At 63.0% G+C, this 21,295-nt stretch carries 19 protein-coding genes; 12 read left to right on the forward strand and 7 right to left on the reverse strand.

Annotation, left to right across the window (positions count from 1 at the left end):
- Positions 1-484: 484 nt before the first annotated feature.
- Positions 485-1,069, forward strand: a complete 585-nt coding sequence (locus EKH55_RS29360; protein WP_192803758.1) for a hypothetical protein — start codon at positions 485-487, stop codon at positions 1,067-1,069.
- Between the two features lie 87 nt (positions 1,070-1,156).
- Here EKH55_RS29360 and EKH55_RS08695 read toward each other — a convergent pair whose 3' ends face one another.
- Positions 1,157-1,744 (reverse strand): J domain-containing protein, encoded by a 588-nt coding sequence (locus tag EKH55_RS08695; RefSeq protein ID WP_151611968.1) that lies wholly within the window; start codon positions 1,742-1,744, stop codon positions 1,157-1,159.
- 608 nt (positions 1,745-2,352) lie between these two features.
- On the opposite strand from EKH55_RS08695, the gene EKH55_RS08700 reads away from it, so the two are divergent.
- The gene (locus tag EKH55_RS08700; RefSeq protein WP_069458369.1) at positions 2,353-2,565 is read left to right on the forward strand and encodes a cold-shock protein; all 213 of its coding nucleotides are present in this window, start codon (positions 2,353-2,355) and stop codon (positions 2,563-2,565) included.
- A gap of 254 nt (positions 2,566-2,819) precedes the next feature.
- Here EKH55_RS08700 and dusA read toward each other — a convergent pair whose 3' ends face one another.
- Complete coding sequence (gene dusA, locus EKH55_RS08705) at positions 2,820-3,944, reverse strand: tRNA dihydrouridine(20/20a) synthase DusA (protein ID WP_151611969.1); 1,125 nt, start codon at positions 3,942-3,944, stop codon at positions 2,820-2,822.
- Between the two features lie 186 nt (positions 3,945-4,130).
- Complete coding sequence (locus EKH55_RS08710) at positions 4,131-4,379, reverse strand: hypothetical protein (protein ID WP_069458368.1); 249 nt, start codon at positions 4,377-4,379, stop codon at positions 4,131-4,133.
- Positions 4,380-4,686: 307 nt separating this feature from the next.
- Here EKH55_RS08710 and EKH55_RS08715 point away from each other — a divergent pair, with 307 nt between their 5' ends.
- From EKH55_RS08715 to EKH55_RS08730, 4 genes are all read left to right on the forward strand, one after another.
- The gene (locus EKH55_RS08715) at positions 4,687-4,926 is read left to right on the forward strand and encodes a DUF982 domain-containing protein (RefSeq protein ID WP_069458367.1); all 240 of its coding nucleotides are present in this window, start codon (positions 4,687-4,689) and stop codon (positions 4,924-4,926) included.
- Positions 4,927-5,425: 499 nt separating this feature from the next.
- A complete protein-coding gene (locus EKH55_RS08720; protein WP_069458366.1) occupies positions 5,426-5,632 on the forward strand; it encodes a hypothetical protein in 207 nt (68 codons plus the stop codon).
- Positions 5,633-5,830: 198 nt separating this feature from the next.
- On the forward strand, positions 5,831-6,517 hold the full coding sequence (locus EKH55_RS08725) for a fumarylacetoacetate hydrolase family protein (RefSeq protein ID WP_151611356.1): 687 nt from the start codon (positions 5,831-5,833) through the stop codon (positions 6,515-6,517).
- A gap of 54 nt (positions 6,518-6,571) precedes the next feature.
- Positions 6,572-7,102, forward strand: coding sequence for a gamma carbonic anhydrase family protein (locus EKH55_RS08730; RefSeq protein ID WP_069458364.1), 531 nt, complete (start codon positions 6,572-6,574; stop codon positions 7,100-7,102).
- Between the two features lie 238 nt (positions 7,103-7,340).
- Here the strand turns inward: EKH55_RS08730 and EKH55_RS08740 are convergent, their stop codons facing one another.
- The 3 genes from EKH55_RS08740 to EKH55_RS08750 form a co-directional block, all read right to left on the reverse strand.
- Positions 7,341-7,736, reverse strand: coding sequence for a Fur family transcriptional regulator (locus EKH55_RS08740; protein ID WP_069458363.1), 396 nt, complete (start codon positions 7,734-7,736; stop codon positions 7,341-7,343).
- A gap of 74 nt (positions 7,737-7,810) precedes the next feature.
- Positions 7,811-8,620, reverse strand: coding sequence for a zinc ABC transporter permease subunit ZnuB (gene znuB, locus EKH55_RS08745; RefSeq protein WP_151611357.1), 810 nt, complete (start codon positions 8,618-8,620; stop codon positions 7,811-7,813).
- Positions 8,613-9,521 (reverse strand): ATP-binding cassette domain-containing protein, encoded by a 909-nt coding sequence (locus tag EKH55_RS08750; RefSeq protein WP_151611358.1) that lies wholly within the window; start codon positions 9,519-9,521, stop codon positions 8,613-8,615. The genes znuB and EKH55_RS08750 overlap by 8 nt, the downstream gene beginning before the upstream one ends.
- A 155-nt stretch (positions 9,522-9,676) precedes the next feature.
- Here EKH55_RS08750 and znuA point away from each other — a divergent pair, with 155 nt between their 5' ends.
- From znuA to EKH55_RS08770, 4 genes are all read left to right on the forward strand, one after another.
- On the forward strand, positions 9,677-10,678 hold the full coding sequence (gene znuA, locus EKH55_RS08755) for a zinc ABC transporter substrate-binding protein ZnuA (protein ID WP_151611359.1): 1,002 nt from the start codon (positions 9,677-9,679) through the stop codon (positions 10,676-10,678).
- A 90-nt stretch (positions 10,679-10,768) separates the two neighbouring features.
- A complete protein-coding gene (locus tag EKH55_RS08760; protein ID WP_151611360.1) occupies positions 10,769-11,971 on the forward strand; it encodes a GTP-binding protein in 1,203 nt (400 codons plus the stop codon).
- Positions 11,971-12,222 (forward strand): hypothetical protein, encoded by a 252-nt coding sequence (locus tag EKH55_RS08765; protein WP_151611361.1) that lies wholly within the window; start codon positions 11,971-11,973, stop codon positions 12,220-12,222. Before EKH55_RS08760 ends, EKH55_RS08765 begins: the two co-directional genes overlap by 1 nt.
- 429 nt (positions 12,223-12,651) lie before the next feature.
- Positions 12,652-16,746, forward strand: a complete 4,095-nt coding sequence (locus EKH55_RS08770) for a HigA family addiction module antitoxin (RefSeq protein WP_083265309.1) — start codon at positions 12,652-12,654, stop codon at positions 16,744-16,746.
- Between the two features lie 206 nt (positions 16,747-16,952).
- On the opposite strand, the gene EKH55_RS08775 is transcribed toward EKH55_RS08770, so the two are convergent.
- Positions 16,953-18,572, reverse strand: a complete 1,620-nt coding sequence (locus EKH55_RS08775; protein WP_069458358.1) for a glycoside hydrolase family 43 protein — start codon at positions 18,570-18,572, stop codon at positions 16,953-16,955.
- A gap of 265 nt (positions 18,573-18,837) precedes the next feature.
- Here EKH55_RS08775 and EKH55_RS08780 point away from each other — a divergent pair, with 265 nt between their 5' ends.
- Together EKH55_RS08780 and EKH55_RS08785 are read left to right on the forward strand one after the other, a co-directional pair.
- On the forward strand, positions 18,838-19,413 hold the full coding sequence (locus tag EKH55_RS08780) for a TRAP transporter small permease subunit (RefSeq protein WP_069458357.1): 576 nt from the start codon (positions 18,838-18,840) through the stop codon (positions 19,411-19,413).
- Positions 19,410-21,197 (forward strand): TRAP transporter large permease, encoded by a 1,788-nt coding sequence (locus tag EKH55_RS08785; protein ID WP_069458356.1) that lies wholly within the window; start codon positions 19,410-19,412, stop codon positions 21,195-21,197. The genes EKH55_RS08780 and EKH55_RS08785 overlap by 4 nt, the downstream gene beginning before the upstream one ends.
- Positions 21,198-21,295 lie beyond the last annotated feature (98 nt).

Below are 21,295 nucleotides of genomic sequence, written 5' to 3' on the forward strand. Positions count from 1 at the left end.
CGACCGAGATGATGCGCGTTCGGTCGAGGTCGAAGCGGGCCTTGGCGACATCGAGCGTCTCCTTGCGCAGCCGCAGCGGGCAACCCTCCTTACTCGCAGGACAAATGCATCTGCTACCGCTGGTGACAATCGGATGCATTGTTCACAATTTCACGTAGTTGCAGCCGGCAATTCCCCTAAAATTTGACTAACTTTTTGAGGGCATCGCGGAACATTCTTGCTCGTATTTCGATTAGGTAATACTAATTTAGGAGAAACGAACATGCGTGTCCTACCATCACTTCTTACGAACAGCGGCGTTGCATTACTGTCCGCTGGCTTTCTAGCATCAGCGCCGGTCCCGGCAAGTGGGCAGGCGATGGAACGGCCGATTCTTACTGCAGATCAGTGCAGTCCTCTTACGGAGTCCAATTACGAACTCTGCTGCATTGCGCTGAACCGCACGGAAATTCTTAACGCGGGGCAACTGGCGCAGTGCCCGCCATTGAGCACGGCCCTTATTCGCAACGTCCTGCAATCGACGCCCAATGACCGCGGCGGCGATGACGGCAACGGCAATGGTGGCAACGGCGGCAACGGCAATGGTGGCAACGGCGGCAACGGCAATGGCGGCGGCGGCAACGGTGGCGGCGGCAACGGCGGCGGCGGCAATGGCGGCGGCGGCAATGGCGGCGGCGGCAATGGCGGCGGCGGCAATGGTGGCGGCGGCAATGGCGGCGGCGGCAACGGCGGCGGCGGCAACGGCGGCGGCGGCAACGGCGGCGGCGGCAACGGCGGCGGCGGCAATGGCGGCGGCGGCAACGGCGGCGGCGGCAACGGCGGCGGCGGCAACGGCGGCGGCGGCAACGGCGGCGGCGGCAACGGCGGCGGCGGCAACGGCGGCGGCGGCAACGGCGGCGGCGGCAATGGCGATCATGGTGGCAACGGCGGCGGCGAAAAGGGCAATAACGGCTGGGGTAATGGACGAGATCCGACAAACCCCGGCAGTGCCCATGGCAAAGGCGTGTCGCGAGGCGGTCCTGGCGCAGGTCAGTCGCAAAGCCAGTCCAAGACGCACGGGGATAGATAGTACGAGCGGCCGGCGTAAGGCCGACCGGCCAAGCCCTGTTGGTGCGGCGCCAAGGCATCACGCGTGGCGCTGCGCCGAGTAGGCGCGCTACTCCGCCGCGTTCGCCTTCATTTCCAGGGCCTCCAACTCATAGGAATAGCCCTCGAGCATCGAATAAGCCTGCTCGATCGCCTCAATCTGCGCCTCGGCATTCTTGATCGCCTCGGCGATCGACTGGCTGCGCGCACGCAGCATCGAACCGAGCACGTCGGTTTCCGGCCGCCGGCCGAGGCGGTCGAGGTGCTTGCGCACGCGGGAGCGGTGGCGCTCCAGTTCCAGGATGTGGAAGCGGTTCTTGACGATGTCGTCGGAGAGCTTTCTGCGCATCGCCGCGACCGGATCGAAGCTGCCGGGCTCGCGCTCGTCGAGGATGAACTCGTTGACCAAGGTTTCCAGCATCATCAGGCCCTTCAGGTCCCTCGGGTCGGCGAGCTGGGGATCGTAGCCGGTGTCGTCAAAGACCTTGCGCCGCACCGGATCCTTGAGGAGCTCGTAGGCCGCCTGCAGCTTGCCGAAGGCTTCGGCATCGCCGCCGCGGTCGGGATGCGCCGTCTTCACCGCGCGACGATAGGCCGTCCGGACGGACCGCTCGTCGGCGTCACGCGCAATTCCAAGGAGGGCATAGGGATCGATCACGCCGGTCACCTGCTCTTCGTCGATTTCATTTTCCGTAACCGGTCCAGACCTACCGGTTCGCCGCGCCGGCAGCAACCCCGCGCCGATACAGCGAGGCTCACAGGAGCCTCGCGACGAAAATGTGGTCGAAACGAGGCAATCCACGGGATTTGCCATACGCATTCCGCGCGTAAGAAGCCAAGGAAATGGCGCTAGGCCGGGCTTCACGGTGTTCTGCGACGCAGGCAAATTTCTCCACTTGCCTTTTGACGAAAACACTGCCACTGCTATCCGCGTTCGGGCGATTTCAATCCCGGAGACTGGACTTTCGTACTGAGCCCGGCCCTTGTCGGGTCTGCCGCAAGCGGCATCGTAGACGTCTTTTCCCCGATATCGTGACCACTCGACGCCTTTCAGCGCTGCTCGCATGATTCCAGGACTGGAAAATTCATGCGGCGGTTCTAGTTCTTGCTTGCGCGTCTTTCCGATACGGGCGGTGCGGCAAGACGCTGAAGACGACTCGTTCGTATCCCTCTGGGGGCACGAACACACTACCTAAAGCAGCCAAAGCGTGATACGAAATCGTTGGGTTGCGGCAACTGACAGACTGAAGGAAAAGGACTTCTTCCATGGCCACCAAGGGCACCGTTAAATTCTTCAACCAAGACAAGGGCTTCGGCTTCATCACGCCGGAAGGCGGCGCGAAGGACGTTTTCGTCCACATCTCCGCCGTCCAGGCCGCCGGCCTCGCAACGCTCAAGGATGGCCAGCAGGTTTCCTTCGACACCGAGCCGGACCGCATGGGCAAGGGCCCGAAGGCCGTCAACCTTCAGGCCATCTGAGCCTGACGGTCTGACCGGACCTTGATGAGCGGCGCTTCGCAAGAGGCGCCGTTATTCGTTGGCGTGGTGCTCGGCAAAGCCCCCCCTCATCCGGCCTGCCGGACACCTTCTCCCCGCGAGCGGGGAGAAGGAGACTCGCGGCAAGCGCCAACACAGTCCCCTCGCCCCGCTCGCGGGGAGAGGTTTAGTCCTCGGGTTTAACCTAAGGAGCGGGGCCGAAGGGGGCGAGAGTCGCCACCGGCTAAGACAATCACCTACTCCGCCGCCTGCCTTGCCGTCACGGCCTCGAACACCGCATCGAACGCGGCGCGGATCACCTGCGGACCGGCGCCCTTACGAGTGGCCTCGGCGGAGAGGATCTGGCGATAGCGCCGGGCGCCGGGCCAGCCCTGAAAGAGGCCGACCATGTGGCGGGTGACGTGGATCAGCCGGCCGCCCTTGTCGATATGGCCGGCGGCGTAGTCCGCCATGGCGTCGCGCACGCCCGCCCAGAAATCGAGCGACAGGCGGTGATCGCGGTCGGAGAAGGCGTCCGGCGCGATCGGCACGGGCGGAGCCCCGGTCAGCGGATGGGCGACATAGCCGTCCGCGGCCGTCAAGAGGCCGCTGTCGTGATAGGCGGCGCGGCCGAGCATGACGCCATTGAGCGGGGCGCCGAGCTCGACCGCTGGCGTCTCCGCCGACCGCAGGCGCGGATCGACATGCAAAAGCGCCTGATTCAGCGTCTGAAGACCGCCATTGAGGCCGATGAAAAGATTCGGATTTTCCGCCTTCAACCGATGCACGAGGCCATAATCGAGCGGCGGGAGCTCGCGGTTCTCCCGAGGGCTCAGACCTTGCAGCCAGGCCTTACGGGCATGGACCCACACGCCATCCACGCCGGCATCCGTCACGCGCGCGATGAGATCCCGCAGCGCCACATCCGGGTCCTGCTCGTCGACGCCGATGCGGCACTTGACGGTGACCGGGACGTTCACCGCCGCCTTCATCGCCGCAACGCATTCGGCGACCAGAGCCGGCTCCTGCATCAGGCAGGCGCCGAAAGTGCCGGATTGCACCCGGTCGGACGGGCAGCCGACATTCATGTTGATCTCGTCATAGCCGAGGCCTTCGGCGATCCGCGCCGCCTCCGCCATCTTTGCCGGATCGTTACCGCCAAGCTGCAACGCAAGCGGATGCTCGCTGGCGTCATGGCCGAGCAGCCTCTCCCGGTCACCGCGCAGGATGGCATCGGCAACGATCATCTCGGTATAGAGCAGCGCATGGCGCGACAGCAGCCGCGCGAAAAAGCGGTAATGGCGGTCGGTCCAGTCGATCATCGGCGCCACGGCGAAAACCGGAGCCTGGAAATACCGTCTTCCGCCTGCTGCGGCGGGCATGATTGCGTCGAGTGCCACGTCTGGTTCCGCTATTCCTGTTCGCCGCTGCTCGCCTCTGCAAGACGCCGAAGCATCCGCCGGCAAGGCGCGGCCGGCTGTCCGGCTCATATACAGCGATGCCCCAGACAATGCCAGCCGCTCGCACCCAGGCACGCGAATCCGGCCGAGAAGACGCCGTCTGGGCTTCTACTCGAGGCCCGCCTGTCGGAACCAATTCTGTATGCCGGCCAGCACTTCCGACTTCGCGCCTTCGAGCGTCGGCGCATAGTTGAAGCCGGTCTGCGGCGTGCCGTTACAGTGCGAAATCCGCCAGGCCCAGTCGCTCGCCGACTCGCGCCTCATGACAAAGGCGACTTCGTGGCGGCCGAGCATGGCGCAGTAGGTCCCGTTGCGCAACGGCAACCAGGTCAATCGGATATCTGAAATCGCTATCATGCCATTCTCCCCAGCAGACGTGATAATAACCGACTGCCGAACGCTTTGAACCCCGGCAATTTAGGGGCTTTGCCGCCGCTTACGATCGCGGTAAAATTGCGGACAAATCGCCGTTCCTGGGTTACATTGGGCCCGCATGGCCCGACCCCGCGCGGGGGAGTTGCGCGGAACCGGGGCTTGGCCGAAGACGTTTTGCATAAAGCTCGTGTGGGCGGGGAAAGCGCAGGATTCGGCGCCGCCTCGCCCGGGCCAATATCGACTTCGCGATGGACGGCCGTTCGACCGTCGCGCCCCGAGGAGGAGAAGAATGCATCAAGTGTTGTGGAACCAACCTATCGAACTTGGCTTGACTAGCGGCGACGTACGCACGGTGAAGGGGCCGTCCGACGCGCTCGCGTGCCTTGCCGGCCAGTGGCCACATCGGGGTCCCTATTACGTTGCGGCACGCAGCGCCTGCCGCGCGGCCATTGCCGGCCGACGGACGCCCGACGAGGCAAGACGGCTCTTCATGTTCGCCGCCGAGGAAGCCCATCTGACAGCGCATTGAACATGGTCGGCTGGCGCACTGGCCGACTGCCGGAAGCTCGATCCGCCGGTTTCAAAGAGTTGCAGCGTGCGCGTGCGAAATGAAGCGGCGCTGTAAGCGCCGCGCTGGCGGTCGTTCAGCGGCTTTGCACGCCGAGCCGTGATTGTTTGCAAAACCTTCGCCGACGGGCGCGAGAGGCAGGAAGAAGCCCCATTCGTATTACAAATCGTGGCCATATAAGTAGTATTAAACGCTGCCGCCGATGCATTCTCTTGAAGCGGACAGCGCTTTCTAATATAAGCTATGTCGCAATCTGAAGAGCAGTTACTGTCATCCATAGCCGCGGTTTCTCGCGGCTTGATTGTGATATGACCCGAAATCTCCGCGAAAGCGTCCAATTTCCGTCGTCAAAGCTTCATTTACCGACTTTATAGTTCTGAGGTGCCTCATAAAAAACAACTTCGGGGTGTTTAACTCCGGACCAAAAGGGACAAAAAGAATAATTTACGGGAGAGACACAATGAGCGAACGCAATCTCCGTCGCATCGTTGAAGTGAGTGTCAGGCGCGACAGCGGCCGCAAGGACATCGGCATCATGACCGTACGCCAAGCCCTGGAACTTCCCGATGTGCCGAGCCTCGAGTACAGCCACCCGGAGCTCAACTCGCGCTCGGATGGCCGCTTCCTGACCCGTGACCAGCTTGAAGCCTATGCACGCTATGCCTAAATGCGGGCGATCCCGCGTCCAACTGGCGAATGGATTTAGCTATTGCGGCAGCCTTTCCGGCTGCTAACGTCCTTCTTGAAGATTCGCTACGGCACCACGCGCCAGTCGGCACGACAGGTGCCGTAGCGTTTTGATTTTCGCACGCCGCAACAGTGCCGGCTGCCGTGCGATCTGCGGCGGTGCCGAGAATGGACGATCATGGAAACAGTCATACCGCCCGCCCCACCCGTCCTGCTGCCGATCGCGGGAAGCGCCGCGGCCTTCCCGGTGCGCCGGGTCTATTGCGTCGGCCGCAACTATGCCGACCATGCCCGCGAAATGGGGCACGATCCGAGCCGCGAGCCGCCCTTTTTCTTCCAGAAGAATGCCGACAACCTGCTGCCGCCGGGTAAGGATTTCCCCTATCCACCGCGTTCCGCGGATGTGCATCACGAGGTCGAGCTGGTGGTGGCGCTCAGGCGTGGCGGCGCGGATATCCGCGCCGAAGAGGCGCTCGATCACATCTATGGCTACGCCGTCGGCATCGATTTCACCCGCCGCGACCTGCAGGCGGAGGCGAAGAAGGCCGGCCGCCCCTGGACGGCGGCCAAGGCCTTCGAGCATTCCGCACCCATCTCGGCGCTCGCGCCGGCTACGGCGATCGGCCATCCGGCAAGGGGTGGCATCTGGCTCAAGGTCAATGGCGAAAGCCGCCAGCAGGGCGATCTCGCGCAGATGATCTGGACGGTGCCGGAAATCATCACCGAACTTTCCCGCCTCTTTACCCTTGCGCCGGGCGACGTCATCATGACCGGCACGCCTGAGGGCGTCGGTGCTGTGATGCGCGGCGATCTCATTACCTGCGGCGTCGACGGCGTCGCCTCGCTCTCCGTCAATGTCGTCTGACTTTATACCACGGACGGGCGGCACCCGCCTCTTCGGCAGAAGAAAGGATAGAGAATGCCACGTTACGCCCTCGGACCGCTGCAGCCGAAGACCCCGCCGGAAGGCAGCTACTGGGTGGCGCCCGACGCCAATCTGATCGGACAGGTGGAGATCGGCGAGGATGTCGGCATCTGGTTCGGCGCGACCTTGCGCGGCGACAACGAGCCGATCCGCGTCGGCGCGCGCACCAATATCCAGGAGGCCGTGATCATCCACGTCGACCCCGGCTTCCCGGTGGCGATCGGCGAAGGCTGCACCATCGGCCACCGGGCGATCGTGCACGGCTGCGTCATCGGCGACAATTCGCTAATCGGCATGGGCGCAACGATACTGAACGGCGTCAAGATCGGCCGCAACTGCCTCGTCGGCGCCAACGCGCTTGTGACCGAAGGCAAGGAATTCCCCGACAATTCGCTGATCGTCGGCGCGCCCGCCAAGGCGATCCGCACGCTCGACGACGCGGCCGTCGAGCGGCTGAAGCGCTCGGCCGATCATTATGTGAAGAACTGGCAGCATTATGCCGCGCAGTTGAAACGGCTGGATTGATAGGCGCGCATCCCGCCTCGGCTCCGGACGGTGCCCTGTCGACCCCCTCTGGCCTGCCGGCGATCTCCCCCACAAGGGGAGAGTACAAGCGGCTATCCCTCGTCCGACCGAAGCGCTTCTGCGAGCCGAACGCTCCGATTGAGGTGAAAAGCGTGCCACATCTATTCTCCCCCTTGTGGGGGAGATGCCCTGCAGGGCAGAGGGGGTATTACCGTCGTCTCCGATTTCTTACCACGCCTCACGCGCAGCTCTTGCACTGCCCGCGGATCTCGATCGTCGTCTTTTCCGTTTTAAAGCTCCGGGCGCGCACCAGCGCCGCCAGGCGCTGCTCGATCGTCTCGTCGTGGAACTCCGTCACTTGGCCGCAGCCCTCGCAGATGGTGAAGGCGGTGACGCCGTGGTCGTGCTCGTGCTCATCCGGGCAGGTGCAGGCGACGAAGGCGTTGATGCTTTCGAGCCGGTGCACGAGGCCGTATTCGAGCAGCTTCTCGAGGGCGCGATAAACCTGCAGCGGCGCGCGAAAGCCCTGGTCGCGGAGCTTGTCGAGGATCGTATAGGCGCTCATCGGTCCGTCGGAATGGGAGAGCGCCCCCAGGACCAGCGACTGGTTCTTCGTCAGTTGGGGCGTGCCCATCAATATGTCCTCCGTGCCGAGAGCGGGATGAGGAAAAGTGCGCGGTCTTCCGCCCGCATCCCGCTCTAACTTATCTAGAATCGATGCGACGCCCCGAGCCGCCGGCCGAGCGGCAGGAGACTCAGCACGAAAAGCATGAGCGCCGCGACGACGATAGACGGTCCCGACGGCGTATCCCAGTGGAGCGATCCGAAAAGACCGCCGGCGACCGCGAGCGCGCCGATCAGCGAGGCGAACACGGCCATGATTTCTGGCGAGGCGGAGAAACGGCGGGCGGTCGCCGCCGGAATGATCAGCAACGAGGTGATCAGCAGGATGCCGACGATCTTCATGGCGATGGCGATCACCAGCGCCATCAGCAGCATGAAGAAGAGCCTCGCCCTTTCCGGTTTCATCCCTTCCGCCTCGGCGAGTTCCGGATTGACCGTCGCCGCAAGCAGCGGTCGCCAGAGATAGACGAGCGCGAAGATCACCAGAATGCCGCCGCCCCAGATGATGTCGATGTCGCTCCGCGACACGGCAAGGATGTCGCCGAAGAGGAAGCCGATCAGGTCGATCCGCACCCAGGTCATGAAGGCGACGATGACGAGCCCGATCGACAGCGCCGAATGCGACAGGATGCCGAGCAGCGCGTCCGTCGACAGCGCGCCCTGCCTCTGCAGGAAAAGCAAGAGCAGTGACACGGCGGAAGCGACGATGAAGACGCTGACCATCAGGTTGAGCTCGAAGAGCAGCGACAGCGCAACGCCAAGCAGCGCCGAATGCGCCATGGTGTCGCCGAAATAGGCCATGCGCCTCCAGATCACGAAGCAGCCGAGCGGGCCCGCCACCAGGGCGATACCGATGCCGGCGACGAGGGCGCGAATGAAGAAATCGTCAAGCATCGCGCTTCTCCGAGCCCTCAAATCCGTGGAGCCGTGCATGATGGCCGCAGCCGCAATCCGGATCGTGGTCGTGAATGTTCTCGACCGCGTCGGAGTGATGATGGCCGTCGCCGGGGAAGCAGCTATCGGCGACGCTGCCGTCGGCATGCAGCACCCGCCCATCCGGCAAGTGGGTATGGTCGTGACGGTGGCTGTAGACCGCAAGCGCACCGGCGGCGCGGCCGCCGAACAGCTTCAGATATTCCGGGCTCTGGCTGACCGCCTGCGGCGTACCGCGGCAGCAGACATGGCCGTTCAGGCAGACCACCGTATCCGTCTCCGCCATGACGATGTGCAGGTCGTGCGAGATCAGCAGGATGCCGCAGCCGGTGCGGTTGCGGATCTGCTTGATCAGTTCGTAGAGGGCGATCTCGCCCGAGAAATCGACCCCCTGCACCGGCTCGTCGAGAACGAGCAGATCCGGCCGGCGGGCGATGGCGCGCGCCAGCAGCGCCCGCTGGAACTCGCCGCCCGAAAGGTGCTGCACCTCCGCCTTCGCCATGTGCAGCATGCCGGTCGCCGACAGCGCCTCTTCGATCTCGCGCCCCTTCAGCGGCCCCGTCAGCGTCATCAGCCGTTCGACAGTAAGCGGCAGGGTCCAATCGACCGACAGTTTCTGCGGAACATAGCCGACCTTGAGGCCGGCCAGACGTTCGACACGGCCCTCGTCCGTCCTCAGAACGCCGATCGCCATCTTCGCCGTCGTCGACTTGCCCGAACCATTGGGCCCGATCAGGGTGACGATCTCACCGCGGCTGATCGAAAAATCGACGCCGCGCACGAGCCAGCGCCCATTGCGGCGCACGCCGGAATTGCTCAGCCTGACGAGTGTCGTCTTCTCCTGGGGGCGGAAGTTCAGCATAAAAAATCCGATTTCGACGGTTGCCTCTGGCTATCGCACACGTTATAGCATAACGCAATTGATGTAATAACATAACACATCAATCCGCACAATATCGCAACCCCCGACGTCCTCGGGGGTGCTTAAGCCAGTTGAAGCCCAATTCGGAGTCACCGATGAAATCGACGCCCGCCCTGCTCTTCGCATCCACCCTCGTGCTCTCGTCTCCGGCTCTAGCGGGTGCCCCGACCGTCGTCGCTTCGATCAAGCCCGTTCACTCGCTCGTCGCCTCGATCATGCAGGGTATCGGCGAGCCGTCGCTGATCGTCGAAGGCGGCGCCTCGCCGCATACCTACAGCATGAAGCCCTCGAACGCCGCCGCGCTGCAGGCCGCCAAGGTGGTGTTCTGGGTCGGACCCGGCCTCGAGGCCTTTCTCGACAAGCCGCTCGATGCACTCGGCAGCGGTGCAAAGGTGGTGGAGCTCAGCGATGCGCCCGGCGTCGAAAAGCTGAAGCTGCGTGAAGGTGGCGCCTTCGAAGGGCATGATCATGAGGGGGAAGATCACCACGCCGAAGAAGCCGGCCACGAAGGGCACGATCACCATGCCGGAGAAGAGGAGGCGGCCGAGCACGAGCACAATCACCATGGCGAAAGCGAATTCGACATGCACCTATGGCTGGACCCGATGAATGCCAAGGCCATGGCGGCGGAGATCGAAAAGACGCTCGCCGAAGTCGATCCGGATAATGCCGCCGCCTACAAGGCGAATCTGGAGGCATTCAACCAACGCGTCGATGCGCTGGACAAGAGCGTGGCCGAGACGGTCGCGCCGATCAAGGACAAGCCCTTCGTCGTCTTTCACGATGCCTATCAGTACTTCGAGCACCGCTATCATGTGCGGGTCGCGGGCTCGGTCACCGTCAGCCCGGAGGTTTTGCCCGGCGCGGAGCGACTGTCGCAGATCCATGCCAAGATCGAGGAGCTCGGTGCCACCTGCGTTTTCGCCGAGCCGCAATTCGAGCCGAAGCTCGTCAATGTCGTGACAGAGGGCACACCGGCCAAGTCCGGTACGTTGGACCCGGAAGGCGGAACGCTCGACGCCGGCCCGGATCTCTACTTCCACCTCCTGGAAGGGATCGGCGCTTCGCTCAAGACCTGCCTCTCCTCGGCAAGCTGAAGAGTCCCCATGGCGAAGGCGGGCTGAAGGCCCGCCTTTTCTGAACCAATGTTATGTAATGGTATAACATATACAATCGAGGTAATTCCTATGGAAAGACTGCCGGTCACCCTCCTCTCCGGCTTCCTTGGCGCCGGCAAGACGACCTTGCTCAATCATGTCCTCGCGAACCGCGAGGGCCTGCGGGTCGCCGTTATCGTCAACGACATGAGCGAAATCAACATCGACGCCTCGCTGATCCGCGACGGCGGTGCCGATCTGTCGCGCACCGAGGAGCAACTCGTCGAGATGACCAATGGCTGCATCTGCTGCACGCTGCGCGACGACCTGCTGCGCGCGGTCCGCAGCCTCGCCGAACAGGAGCGTTTCGACTATCTGCTGATCGAATCGAGCGGCATATCCGAGCCCCTCCCCGTCGCCACCACCTTCGATTTCCGCGATGAGGCCGGCCGAAGCCTCTCTGACGTCGCCCGGCTCGACACCATGGTCACGCTCGTCGATGCCGCCAATCTGCTCGCCGACTATTCGTCGACCGACTTCCTCGCCGATCGCGGCGAAACGGCCGGCGAAGGCGATGCGCGAACGCTGGTGGACCTGCTGGTCGAGCAGATCGAGTTCGCCGACGTCGTCGTGCTCAACAAGGTCGGCACCGCGACGCCGGAGCAACTCGATGCCGCGCGGAAAATCATCGTCGGCCTCAATCCGGATGCGCGGCTGATCGAGACGGATTTCGGCCGGGTGGAACTGAGGGATGTCCTCGGCACCGGCCGCTTCGATTTGCTGAAGGCCGAACAGCACCCGCTCTGGTACAAGGAGCTCCACGGCTTCAAGGACCACGTTCCCGAGACGGAAGAATACGGGATCCGCTCCTTCGTCTACCGCGCCCGCCAACCGTTCGATCCGGGCCGCTTCCAGGCCTTCCTCAACCGCAGCTGGCCGGGCGTGCTGCGCGCCAAAGGCTTCTTCTGGCTGGCGACACGCCCGCACCATGTCGGCGAATTGAGCCAGGCGGGGCCGCTGGTGCGCACGGCCCGGATGGGGCTCTGGTGGGCCGCGGTGCCGCCCGAGCAATGGCCGCGCGATGCCCGCTTCCTCGAGGCGATCGGCCCCTATGTCGATCCGGTCTGGGGCGACCGACGCCAGGAAATCGTCTTTATCGGCGCCGATCCGATGGACGAGGCCGCGCTCCGCGCCGAACTCGACGCCTGCCTGATCGCGGAAGACGCCTTCCGCCCCGAGCGCTGGCGCAGCCTGCCGGACCCCTTCGCGAGCTGGAGCCAACGGGCGGCCTGATGGCAAACGGCCGCCCGCAACACCGTCCCCGCCACGTCTGCACGGCACTGAACGCGGCGGGACGCCCCGTGCCGATGTTCGACCCGCTCCTCGACGCGGCCGAAGAGGCAGTGGCGCCGGAAGCGCCGGGGCCGGTCGAACGCGCGCTTTTCGGCCCTCGGGAAGATACGGCGAGCGGCGAATTCTACGACTGCGGTGACGCAATGCTTGCCGATGTTTCACAAAGAATGCCGCCGGGAACGGGCAATTGATTGTCGAAAGACCGAGGGGGCACATCGCCATCGCCGGCCATTCCCATGACCTGGATTATCCCGCTGACGGTCGTCCACACGCAGAACGCCACGCGGCTTTGGGATGTGGGGGGCAATGTGCTTCATGTCCGACTTGCGGCCGGCTGCCGACTGTCCGCTTCTGGAGTGTAGAAAACACAAGTGGTCATGCGGCCGTCGTGTGCTGATGCCTGGAGTTGGCCCAGAGCGGACCCACAGCAGGGCAGCTGCAACGCGGCCCGCTTGCAGGACATGAACGAGCTCGTCTCCGGGAAGCGCTTCTGGTTCACATGGCACGTAAATGCCAATGCCATATTGTTCCGTTCTGCGAGAGTCGCCGTGTAAGGTGTTGCCTTACACCATACACACCGCTATATGGTTGATCAACAATACGCTTGCGCAGGACCACAAATGTCGACCGAACCCAAACATCCCGGGCAGTTTGTCCGCGAATCCTATCTCGAACCCCGCAAGATAAGCGTCACAGATGCGGCAAAGCTCATCGGCATTAGCCGGCCTGGCGTCTCGAGCTTCCTCAACGGACGCGTGTCCACAACCCCGGACATGGCGGCCCGCATTGAACGCGCCTTCGGCATCTCGTCAGCTACACTGTTGGACATGCAGGCTGAGTTCACCGCGGCCCTGAAGAGGGCAGCGGGCGCACCCGCCGACGCCAAGGCCTACGTGCCGCCCTTCCTTCAGTTCAAGGCGAACGACATTACCGACTGGGTTAACCACAACATTCCCGCGCGAAGCCGTCTTGCCGTGCTGCTCCGCACGCTCGTCAATTCGACGGGCATCCGTCTCGAACAGGTCGACTTTCCCGGCAACGATGACGCTGAACGACCGGGCTGGGACGGCTTCACTGTGGCCGGAAGTGGAACGCCGTGGATTCCGGCAGGTCAATCCGGATGGGAGTTCGGCGTCAACGCCGACGTCAAAACCAAAGCCGATGGTGACTTTGTCAAAAGCGTCAAAGCGCACAAGAAGGCGGACCGCGAGAAGATCACCTTCGTATTCGTGACACCCCGCAGCTGGAAGGGCAAGGACGCGTGGGTGTCGTCCATGCGCGCGAAGAAGCAGTGGAAGGATGTTCGCGTCTTTGATGCAAGCGATCTCGAACAGTGGCTGGAGCAGTCACTGGCGGGGCAAACGTGGTTCGCGAACGAAACGGGGCGTCCTTCCGATGGCGTGAGGTCGCTTGAACAATGCTGGACCGATTGGGCGAACGTCGGCACGCCGACTTTGAGTGGAGCATTGTTTGAGACAGCAATCGCGGTGCATCGCGCGAAGGTAAAGGAGTTTATCGCGCGACCGGCTGGCGAGCCGCTCGTCGTCGCGGCGGATTCGGTGGAAGAGGCCCTGGCGTTCCTGGCACAGGTTCTGGCAGAGCCGGAATTCGAATCGGATCGTGACCGCGTGTTGGTGTTCGACCGTACCGGCGTACTGCCCAAGCTCGCTAAGGGCAGCCATGGCTTCATCGCCGTTGCTCATACGCGTGAGGTCGAACGCGAACTAGGGCCGCATATCAATCAGCTGAAAACGATTGTAGTCTATCCGCGCAATGCTACAAACCACGATCCACACATTCTGCTAGAGCCTTTAGGCACCGAAGCCTTCCGCAAGGGGCTTGGGGCGATGAAACTCGACGAGGGCGAGATAAAGCGCCTCTCGCATTCGTCGGGCCAGTCGCTGACGGTGCTGCGGCGACAGCTGTCGAAGGTGGAGGCTATCAAGACGCCGCATTGGGCCTCCGACAGCGCGACTTCCACCTGGCTCATCCCGATGATGTTCGTTGGTGCATGGAACGTCGACAATGAATCGGATCGCGAAGCACTGAGCCTTATCGCCAATATGCCGTTTGAGGAACTGGAGCGGCGGGTTCAGGAACTCGTTTCGCTGAACGACGCACCCTTGTGGTCAATTGGCAGCTATCGCGGTGTCGTTTCCAAGATCGACACACTATTTGCGATTGCGCGGTGGGTCACGAGCACCGACCTTGATCGGTACCTGGAAATGGCAAAGATGGTCCTGGCCGAAGACGATCCCGCGCTCGACCTTCCAGAGAAGGAACGCTGGGCCGCAGCGATGCATGGTAAGCGTCGCGAATTCTCCGGGGCATTGCGTAATGGCATTTCCGAAACGCTGGTGTTGCTGGCGGTGCACGGCAAGCACCTGTTCCAGCGACTGGGCTTCGATGGCGAAACGCAGGCTGCATTGTTCATCCGCGAACTGCTGGTACCCTTGACCACGCGGAAGCTGGAGGCGAACGACTCTGATCTTCCTGTTTATGCCGAGGCAGCGCCAGAGACCTTTCTGGCGATTTTGGAGGAAGACCTGAGACAGGGTGCTCCGGCGGTGCTCGGCCTGCTGCGTCCGATCGATACGAGCTTCTTCGGCGTTCCCTGCATTCGCAGCGGGCTCCTCTGGGCGCTGGAGGGATTGGCGTGGAACCCGGCCACTTTCCTGCGTAGCGTTCTTATCCTGGGCCGGCTCTCGCAGGTCGAGATCAAGGACAACTGGGCTAACAAACCTATCGCTTCGCTGGAAACAATCTTCAGGTCATGGATGCCGCAGACGGCGGCTGATCACGAGCAGCGACTCATGGCCATGAACAAGCTGATTGAGCGCTTTCCGGAGATCGGGTGGAAAGTCTGCATCGATCAGTTTGGTGGCTGGGGCAATGATGTCGGTCGCTACAGCCATAAACCGAAGTGGAGGCCGGACGGCTACGGCTTTGGTGAGCCGTTCGAGTTCATGGAGCCCGTGCAGAAGTTTAGGGCCGCCATGGTTGAACTCGCGCTGAGCCAGCCGAGCTATACTCCGGAGATGCTATGTGACCTCGTGGGCCGCCTGCATAGACTTGGTTCGGAATTCCAGGTCAAAGTCTGGCAGCAAATCGAAAACTGGATCGCGACCGGTGCCAGTGATGATGATATCGCGAAGGTCCGCGAGAAAATTCGTGTCACGGTGCTTTCGCGGCGCGGTCGTCGTCGCGCCAAGGACGGTGATTTCGCGGCACTAAACAAGAAGGCGAAGGCCATCTATGACTCGATGGAACCCAAGGACGTCATCAACAAGCACGAATGGCTTTTTCGCCAGGCATGGGTCGAGGAGTCTGCTGACGAGCTCGACGATGACCAGCTGGATTTCCGGAAGCGCGAGGAGCGCATTGCGGCTCTGAGGCGTGAAGCCCTCCGCGAAATCTACCAGGAACGCGGTACCGCTGGAATTTTCGAGCTTGCTTCGCGGGGACAGGCACAGCATCAGATCGGCGTTCACATGGTCATGGACGTGCTCGACGCATCGCAGGCTCAGTCGTTCATATTCGAAGCTCTGCAGCCGGGCGTCAATGAAACAGCGGTGGACCGGAAGATTCTGATTGCCGGTGCCATGCGGGCTCTTGGAACAGAAGGTCGCGTAGCCGTGCTCGAACATGCCCGCGAAACGATGGCTGAGACGGATGTCCTCCGCCTCCTTTTGCTGAGCAGCTTTGATAAGCGCACTTGGGTGGTGGTGGACCGGATGCCTGCCGCGATTCAGAATTCCTACTGGCTGGACGTGCATCCTGAGTTCATTTTCGAGTCCGAGGATGATAACAACGAAGCTATTGAACGCCTGTTGAAAGCAAAGCGGCCGCGCGCGGCATTCTCCGCCGTTCACTTCAAGCTGGAGGCAATCAGGCCGGCCCTGATTGTGGAGATGCTGTCGGATATGGCGAGCGGCGGCATGGACCGCGCTGGCGAATATCAGCTCCAGGAATACGATATTAGGACAGCGTTCGAGTTGGTCGACCGCAACCCGGATGTCACGCGCGACCAGAAGGCAGGTCTGGAGTTCGCCTACATTGACGTGCTGTCACGCATGTTTGGCGGAGATGACAGCAACCACATTCCGAACCTCGAGAGGTACATCGAGGACCACCCCGAAATGTTCGTTCAGGCGCTCGTGTGGGCGTATAAGCGAAGGGACGGCGGGGAAGATCCGATCGGGTTCCGGATACCCGATGGCCGTAAGGACCTGTCAGAGCGCGCGTTCCACCTGCTGGAGGGTATCGAGCGGATACCCGGCCTGATGGACGATGGCAGTTTCGACGTGCCGAAGCTCAGGAAGTGGATCAGTCAGGTCCGCGAAAAGAGCGCTGAGCTAGACCGTCAGGACATCTGCGATTTGTGTCTGGGCAAGCTGATGTCTCATGCACCGGAAGGGGTTGACGGTGTGTGGCCTTGTGAGGAGGTCCGGGACGTGATTGAGGAGTTGCGGTCGAAGCCGCTGACGGATGGCGCCCATACCGCGCTCTACAATCAGCGCGGCGTACACTTCCGGGGTGAAGGTGGGGGACAGGAGCGCGAGCTGGCCGACAAGTATCGGGCTTGGGCCGACGCACTTCAGTTCACGCACCCATTCCTTTCCGCATCGCTACTGATGGGGATGGTTCGGACGTACGAGCGTGAAGCGGAGCGTGAGGGTCGCGAAGCCGGCATCCGGCGTCGCCTTCGTCACTAGTACCGCGATGCAAATGGATGAAGGCCCCGCCGGTTACGAGGACTTTTGGTCCGCTCTTGGCGCGTTGCGGACGCAATCACTCCCAAGCCCACCGTCCGCTTCCTGGAGCTCGATCCGATAGTCTGAATGACCGGAACAGGGGCGCAAAGCCGCCGTTCGACGAATTCAGCGCCGATGCACGACCCACGACGCCACCCGCCGCCACTTCAAATCGCCTCATAGCGGAAGCGGTCGAAATCCGCGTGCAGGCCGCTGCCGGATGTGTCGAAGGCGAACAGGCCGGCGAAGGCGCCGGTGAAGGAGCCGTGCTCGCCGCGTCCGCCCTCGTCCGAGATTACGCCTGCATCGAGCGCCGGCCCGATTGCCGCCCAGTCCTCCTCCGGTGCTGCACGCCAGAAGAACTGGAGATCATTGTCGCGGACATCCATTGCCAGCTGGACCGGGCCGTCCGGCAGCGCCAGACCGCTGCCAGCCGGATAGGTCAGGCGTCCGTGCGGAAAATCGCCCGGGCAGGAGAGAATGGTGACGGCCCGTCCGAGCGTCTCGTGCCAGGTGACGCCGAGCGCGTGGAACTTGTGGCGGTTGTAATAATACGTCAGGCCCGCGACCTGTTGATACGTAGCCGGCGTAAACTCGACGACGGTTTCCGCCCGGAAGGAATGATGCTCCTGGCGCCGTGCCACGAGCGCCTGCTCGAACCAGCTGCCGATGCTCTCGCGGCCGAAGAGGCGCAAGTGCCCTTGCCGGCGGGTCAGCGAAAAGATCCGCTCCGGCAGCGGCGTGCGCAGCCATTGGAACTCGGCCGGAAGCTCATGCTCGTCGAAATCGGTCTCGGTCACTCTGGGCTGCGGGATGGCGTCGGTCGTCACCGGTGCCGGCACCGTGACCTCCGGCACGACGCCGCCGCTTTCCAGATAGAGCCAGCCGTCCTCCCTCCAGACGCATTTCTGCAGCGCCGTTTCGCGGCCGAGCGGCGAGCGGCGATGCGGCGGCAGCGGCCGGCCGCAGAGATGCGTGTGATAGGCCTGCCCGTCCGGCGTTTCGACATATTGCCCATGGCCGGCGCGCTGCAGCGACGCCTCGGGGTGATCCTTCGCGGTGATGAGATGGATGTTCGGGTGCAGTTCGTACGGACCGTCGATCATCCGGGAACGGGCCATCGTCACCGCATGCTCATAGCCGGTTCCGCCCTCGGCAACCGTCAGATAGTACCAGCCGTCGCGCTTGAAGAGATGCGGCCCCTCGACGAGCCCGAGCGCGCTGCCGGCGAAGATGTTCTTCACGGGACCCGTGAGCTTGCGCGTGCGCTCGTCCCATTCCTGCAGCAGGATGCCGTCGAATGCCGGGCTCTTCGGCGCGCCGCCGAAGCTTTCGGTGCGGTGATTCCATTGCATGTTCAAGAACCACTTGCGGCCGTCCTCGTCATGAAAGAGCGATGGATCGAAGCCGGACGAATTGATATAGACCGGATCGGACCAGGTCGCCTCGATGGTTTCGGCCGTGACGATATAGTTGTGGGCGTCCTTGAAGTTCCCGTCGAAGCGCTTGACGTCGGTATAGACCAGCCAGAACAGGCCCTCGAAGTAAGAAAGGCAGGGCGCCCAGACGCCGCAGCTGTCGGGATTGCCGCGCATGTCGAGCTGGCTCGCACGCTCGAGCGGCCGCCGGACGAGCCGCCAGTTCACCAGGTCGCGCGAATGGTGGATCTGCACGCCCGGATACCACTCGAAGGTGGAGGTGGCGATATAATAATCATCGCCGACGCGGCAGATCGACGGGTCGGGGTTGAAGCCCGGCAGGATCGGATTGCGGATCGATGCGGCCATGTTCTCTCCTCCAGAGTCGGCAGCATCCAGCCCGAAAGTCGCGGCGGTTTCAAGACTGACGTCATCGCTCACCGCTGAAGAAACTACCCTTTCGTGGCGCAGAGGCTCCCCCGCCCGGTCAATCTTCGATGACCGGCATGCGACTTTCCTGTCGGGACCTGCTGCGGTCCGGAAAAATGAAGGCGCGGGCTTGAAAGCACCCTTGAAATCGGCACTGTGGCTGTGCTTGGCAGAGAAAAAACAACGACTGCGGGGAGATGGTTCGATGCAACTTTTACTCGGCTTCAGCCGGCTGATAGACGCCACCACCGAGAGGATCGGCAAGGCGGTCTCCTGGCTCATTCTCGTCGCCGTGCTCGTCAGCGCCGGCAATGCCGTCATCCGAAAGGCATTCAACATGTCGTCGAATGCCTGGCTGGAGGCGCAATGGTATCTCTTCGGCGCTGCCTTCATGTTCGCCGCCGCCTATACGCTCAGCCAGAACGAGCACATCCGAATCGACATCGTCTACGGCTCGTTTTCGCGCCGCGTCCAACATTGGATCGACCTCTTCGGGCATATCTTTTTCCTGATGCCCTTCGTGCTGCTGATGATCTATTTCCTCGTGCCCTATGTGCGCATGTCGTACCGCTCGGGAGAGGTCTCCTCCAGCGCCGGGGGGCTGATCCTCTGGCCCGCCAAGGCGGTGCTGTTGATCGGCTTCATCCTGCTGGCACTCCAGGGCGTCTCCGAGATCATCAAGAAGATCGCCGTCATGACCGGCAACATGGACGACCCGACACCTTATGTGCCGACCCATGCGCCGCTCGATGAGGCAACCGCTCCGGAGGTGCGCCCGTGATCGAGTTCATCGCGCACAACCTGGCGCCGATCATGTTCGTATCGCTGATCGTGTTTCTGTTGCTGGGCTATCCCGTCGCCTTCTCGCTCGCCGCGAACGGCCTCCTGTTCTTCATCATCGGCGTGGAACTTGCGCCGCTCTCCGATTCGATCAATCTCTCCTGGCCGTTGCTCAATGCGCTTCCGGAACGCTTCTGGGGGGTGATGTCCAACGACACCCTGCTTGCCATTCCCTTCTTCACCTTCATGGGCATCGTGCTCGAACGCTCGGGCATGGCCGAGGATCTGCTCGACACGATCGGGCAGCTTTTCGGCCCGGTTCGTGGTGGTCTTGCCTATGCGGTCATCTTCGTTGGCGCGCTGCTTGCCGCCACCACCGGCGTCGTCGCGGCCTCCGTCATCGCCATGGGTCTGATCTCGCTGCCCATCATGCTGCGCTACGGCTATGACCGGCGGGTCGCCACCGGCGTCATCGCCGCCTCCGGCACGCTCGCGCAGATCATTCCGCCGTCGCTGGTGCTGATCGTTCTCGCCGACCAGCTCGGCCGCTCCGTCGGCGACATGTATGCCGGCGCGCTGATCCCGGGCCTCGTGCTGACGGGTCTCTACATGAGCTACGTCATGCTGATGTCGTTCCTGAAGCGCGGCTCCATGCCGGCGCTGCCGCTCGAAGCCCGCACCCTCGGATCGGGCGTCATGTCCCTGGTCGTCGCGCTCGTCGTCGCCGTCGGGATCGCCTATGCCGCCCATCTCTATCTCTCGCCGACGCAGGGAGGGAACGCCGATATCCTCGGCGCCACGGTGGGCGTGGCCTTCATCTACCTGGTTGCCGTGCTCGATCGCTTGTTCAAGATCAACGCCCTGTCGCGCCTGGCGCAACAGGTCATCATCGTGCTGATCCCGCCGCTGGCGCTGATTTTCCTCGTCCTCGGCACGATCTTCCTTGGCATCGCAACGCCGACCGAGGGCGGCGCGATGGGCGCGGTCGGCGCGCTGATCATGGCCGCGGCCAAGGGGCGGCTCACGATGGAAGTGGTCCGCTCGGCGCTCGCCTCCACCACGCGCCTCTCCGCCTTCGTCTTGTTCATCCTCATCGGAGCGCGGGTCTTCTCGCTGACCTTCTACGGCGTAAACGGTCATCTCTGGGTGGAGCACCTGCTTACGGGTTTGCCCGGAGGCGAGGTCGGCTTCCTGATCGCCGTCAACCTGCTCGTCTTCTTCCTGGCCTTCTTCCTCGATTTCTTCGAGCTCGCCTTCATCATCGTGCCGCTGCTGGCACCGGCGGCCGAGAAGCTCGGGATCGATCTCATCTGGTTCGGCGTGCTGCTCGGCATCAACATGCAGACGAGCTTCATGCATCCGCCCTTCGGCTTCGCGCTGTTCTATTTGCGCTCGGTCGCGGCAAGGGTACCCTATCTCGACAAGGTGACCGGCAAGATGATGCAGCCGGTGACGACGGCCCAGATCTATTGGGGCGCCGTGCCGTTCGTCGGCATCCAGATCGTGATGGTCGCGCTGACGCTGATGTTTCCGCAGATGGTGATGCACTACAAGGGCGCCGGCGCAGGCGTCGACCCCTCCACCATCAAGATCGAACTGCCGGGCCTCGGCGGCACCGGCCTGGGACTGCCGGACAATGGCGGCGGTCTCGGCCTGCCGGGCGGCCTGCAATTGCCCGGCGGAAGCCCGCTCGACGGCGGCCAGCCGCCGGCCCAGCCGAACATTGCGCCGCAGCCGGAGACCCCGCCGGCACCCGACCTCAGCGCACCGCCGTCGTTCAATTGACAGCCCTCTCCCCGCACAGGTGAGAGGGGAGCAAGCTGCGCGTCCCTTCTCCCCGTCTCAACGGGGAGAAGGTGCCGGTAGGCGGATGAGGGACCGAA

This window comes from Sinorhizobium alkalisoli, from assembly GCF_008932245.1.
GTDB lineage: Bacteria > Pseudomonadota > Alphaproteobacteria > Rhizobiales > Rhizobiaceae > Sinorhizobium > Sinorhizobium alkalisoli.

Coding starts and splice junctions, on each gene's coding strand:
- EKH55_RS08720 (WP_069458366.1), top strand. CDS start 5,426: ATGAGCGAACGCAATCTCCGTCGCATCGTTGAAGTGAGTGTCAGGCGC.
- dusA (WP_151611969.1), bottom strand. CDS start 3,944: ATGCCCGCCGCAGCAGGCGGAAGACGGTATTTCCAGGCTCCGGTTTTC.
- EKH55_RS08765 (WP_151611361.1), top strand. CDS start 11,971: ATGGCAAACGGCCGCCCGCAACACCGTCCCCGCCACGTCTGCACGGCA.
- EKH55_RS08780 (WP_069458357.1), top strand. CDS start 18,838: ATGCAACTTTTACTCGGCTTCAGCCGGCTGATAGACGCCACCACCGAG.
- EKH55_RS08700 (WP_069458369.1), top strand. CDS start 2,353: ATGGCCACCAAGGGCACCGTTAAATTCTTCAACCAAGACAAGGGCTTC.
- EKH55_RS08715 (WP_069458367.1), top strand. CDS start 4,687: ATGCATCAAGTGTTGTGGAACCAACCTATCGAACTTGGCTTGACTAGC.
- EKH55_RS08750 (WP_151611358.1), bottom strand. CDS start 9,521: ATGCTGAACTTCCGCCCCCAGGAGAAGACGACACTCGTCAGGCTGAGC.
- EKH55_RS08730 (WP_069458364.1), top strand. CDS start 6,572: ATGCCACGTTACGCCCTCGGACCGCTGCAGCCGAAGACCCCGCCGGAA.
- EKH55_RS08740 (WP_069458363.1), bottom strand. CDS start 7,736: ATGGGCACGCCCCAACTGACGAAGAACCAGTCGCTGGTCCTGGGGGCG.
- EKH55_RS08725 (WP_151611356.1), top strand. CDS start 5,831: ATGGAAACAGTCATACCGCCCGCCCCACCCGTCCTGCTGCCGATCGCG.
- EKH55_RS08760 (WP_151611360.1), top strand. CDS start 10,769: ATGGAAAGACTGCCGGTCACCCTCCTCTCCGGCTTCCTTGGCGCCGGC.
- EKH55_RS08710 (WP_069458368.1), bottom strand. CDS start 4,379: ATGATAGCGATTTCAGATATCCGATTGACCTGGTTGCCGTTGCGCAAC.
- EKH55_RS08775 (WP_069458358.1), bottom strand. CDS start 18,572: ATGGCCGCATCGATCCGCAATCCGATCCTGCCGGGCTTCAACCCCGAC.
- znuB (WP_151611357.1), bottom strand. CDS start 8,620: ATGCTTGACGATTTCTTCATTCGCGCCCTCGTCGCCGGCATCGGTATC.
- EKH55_RS08770 (WP_083265309.1), top strand. CDS start 12,652: ATGTCGACCGAACCCAAACATCCCGGGCAGTTTGTCCGCGAATCCTAT.
- znuA (WP_151611359.1), top strand. CDS start 9,677: ATGAAATCGACGCCCGCCCTGCTCTTCGCATCCACCCTCGTGCTCTCG.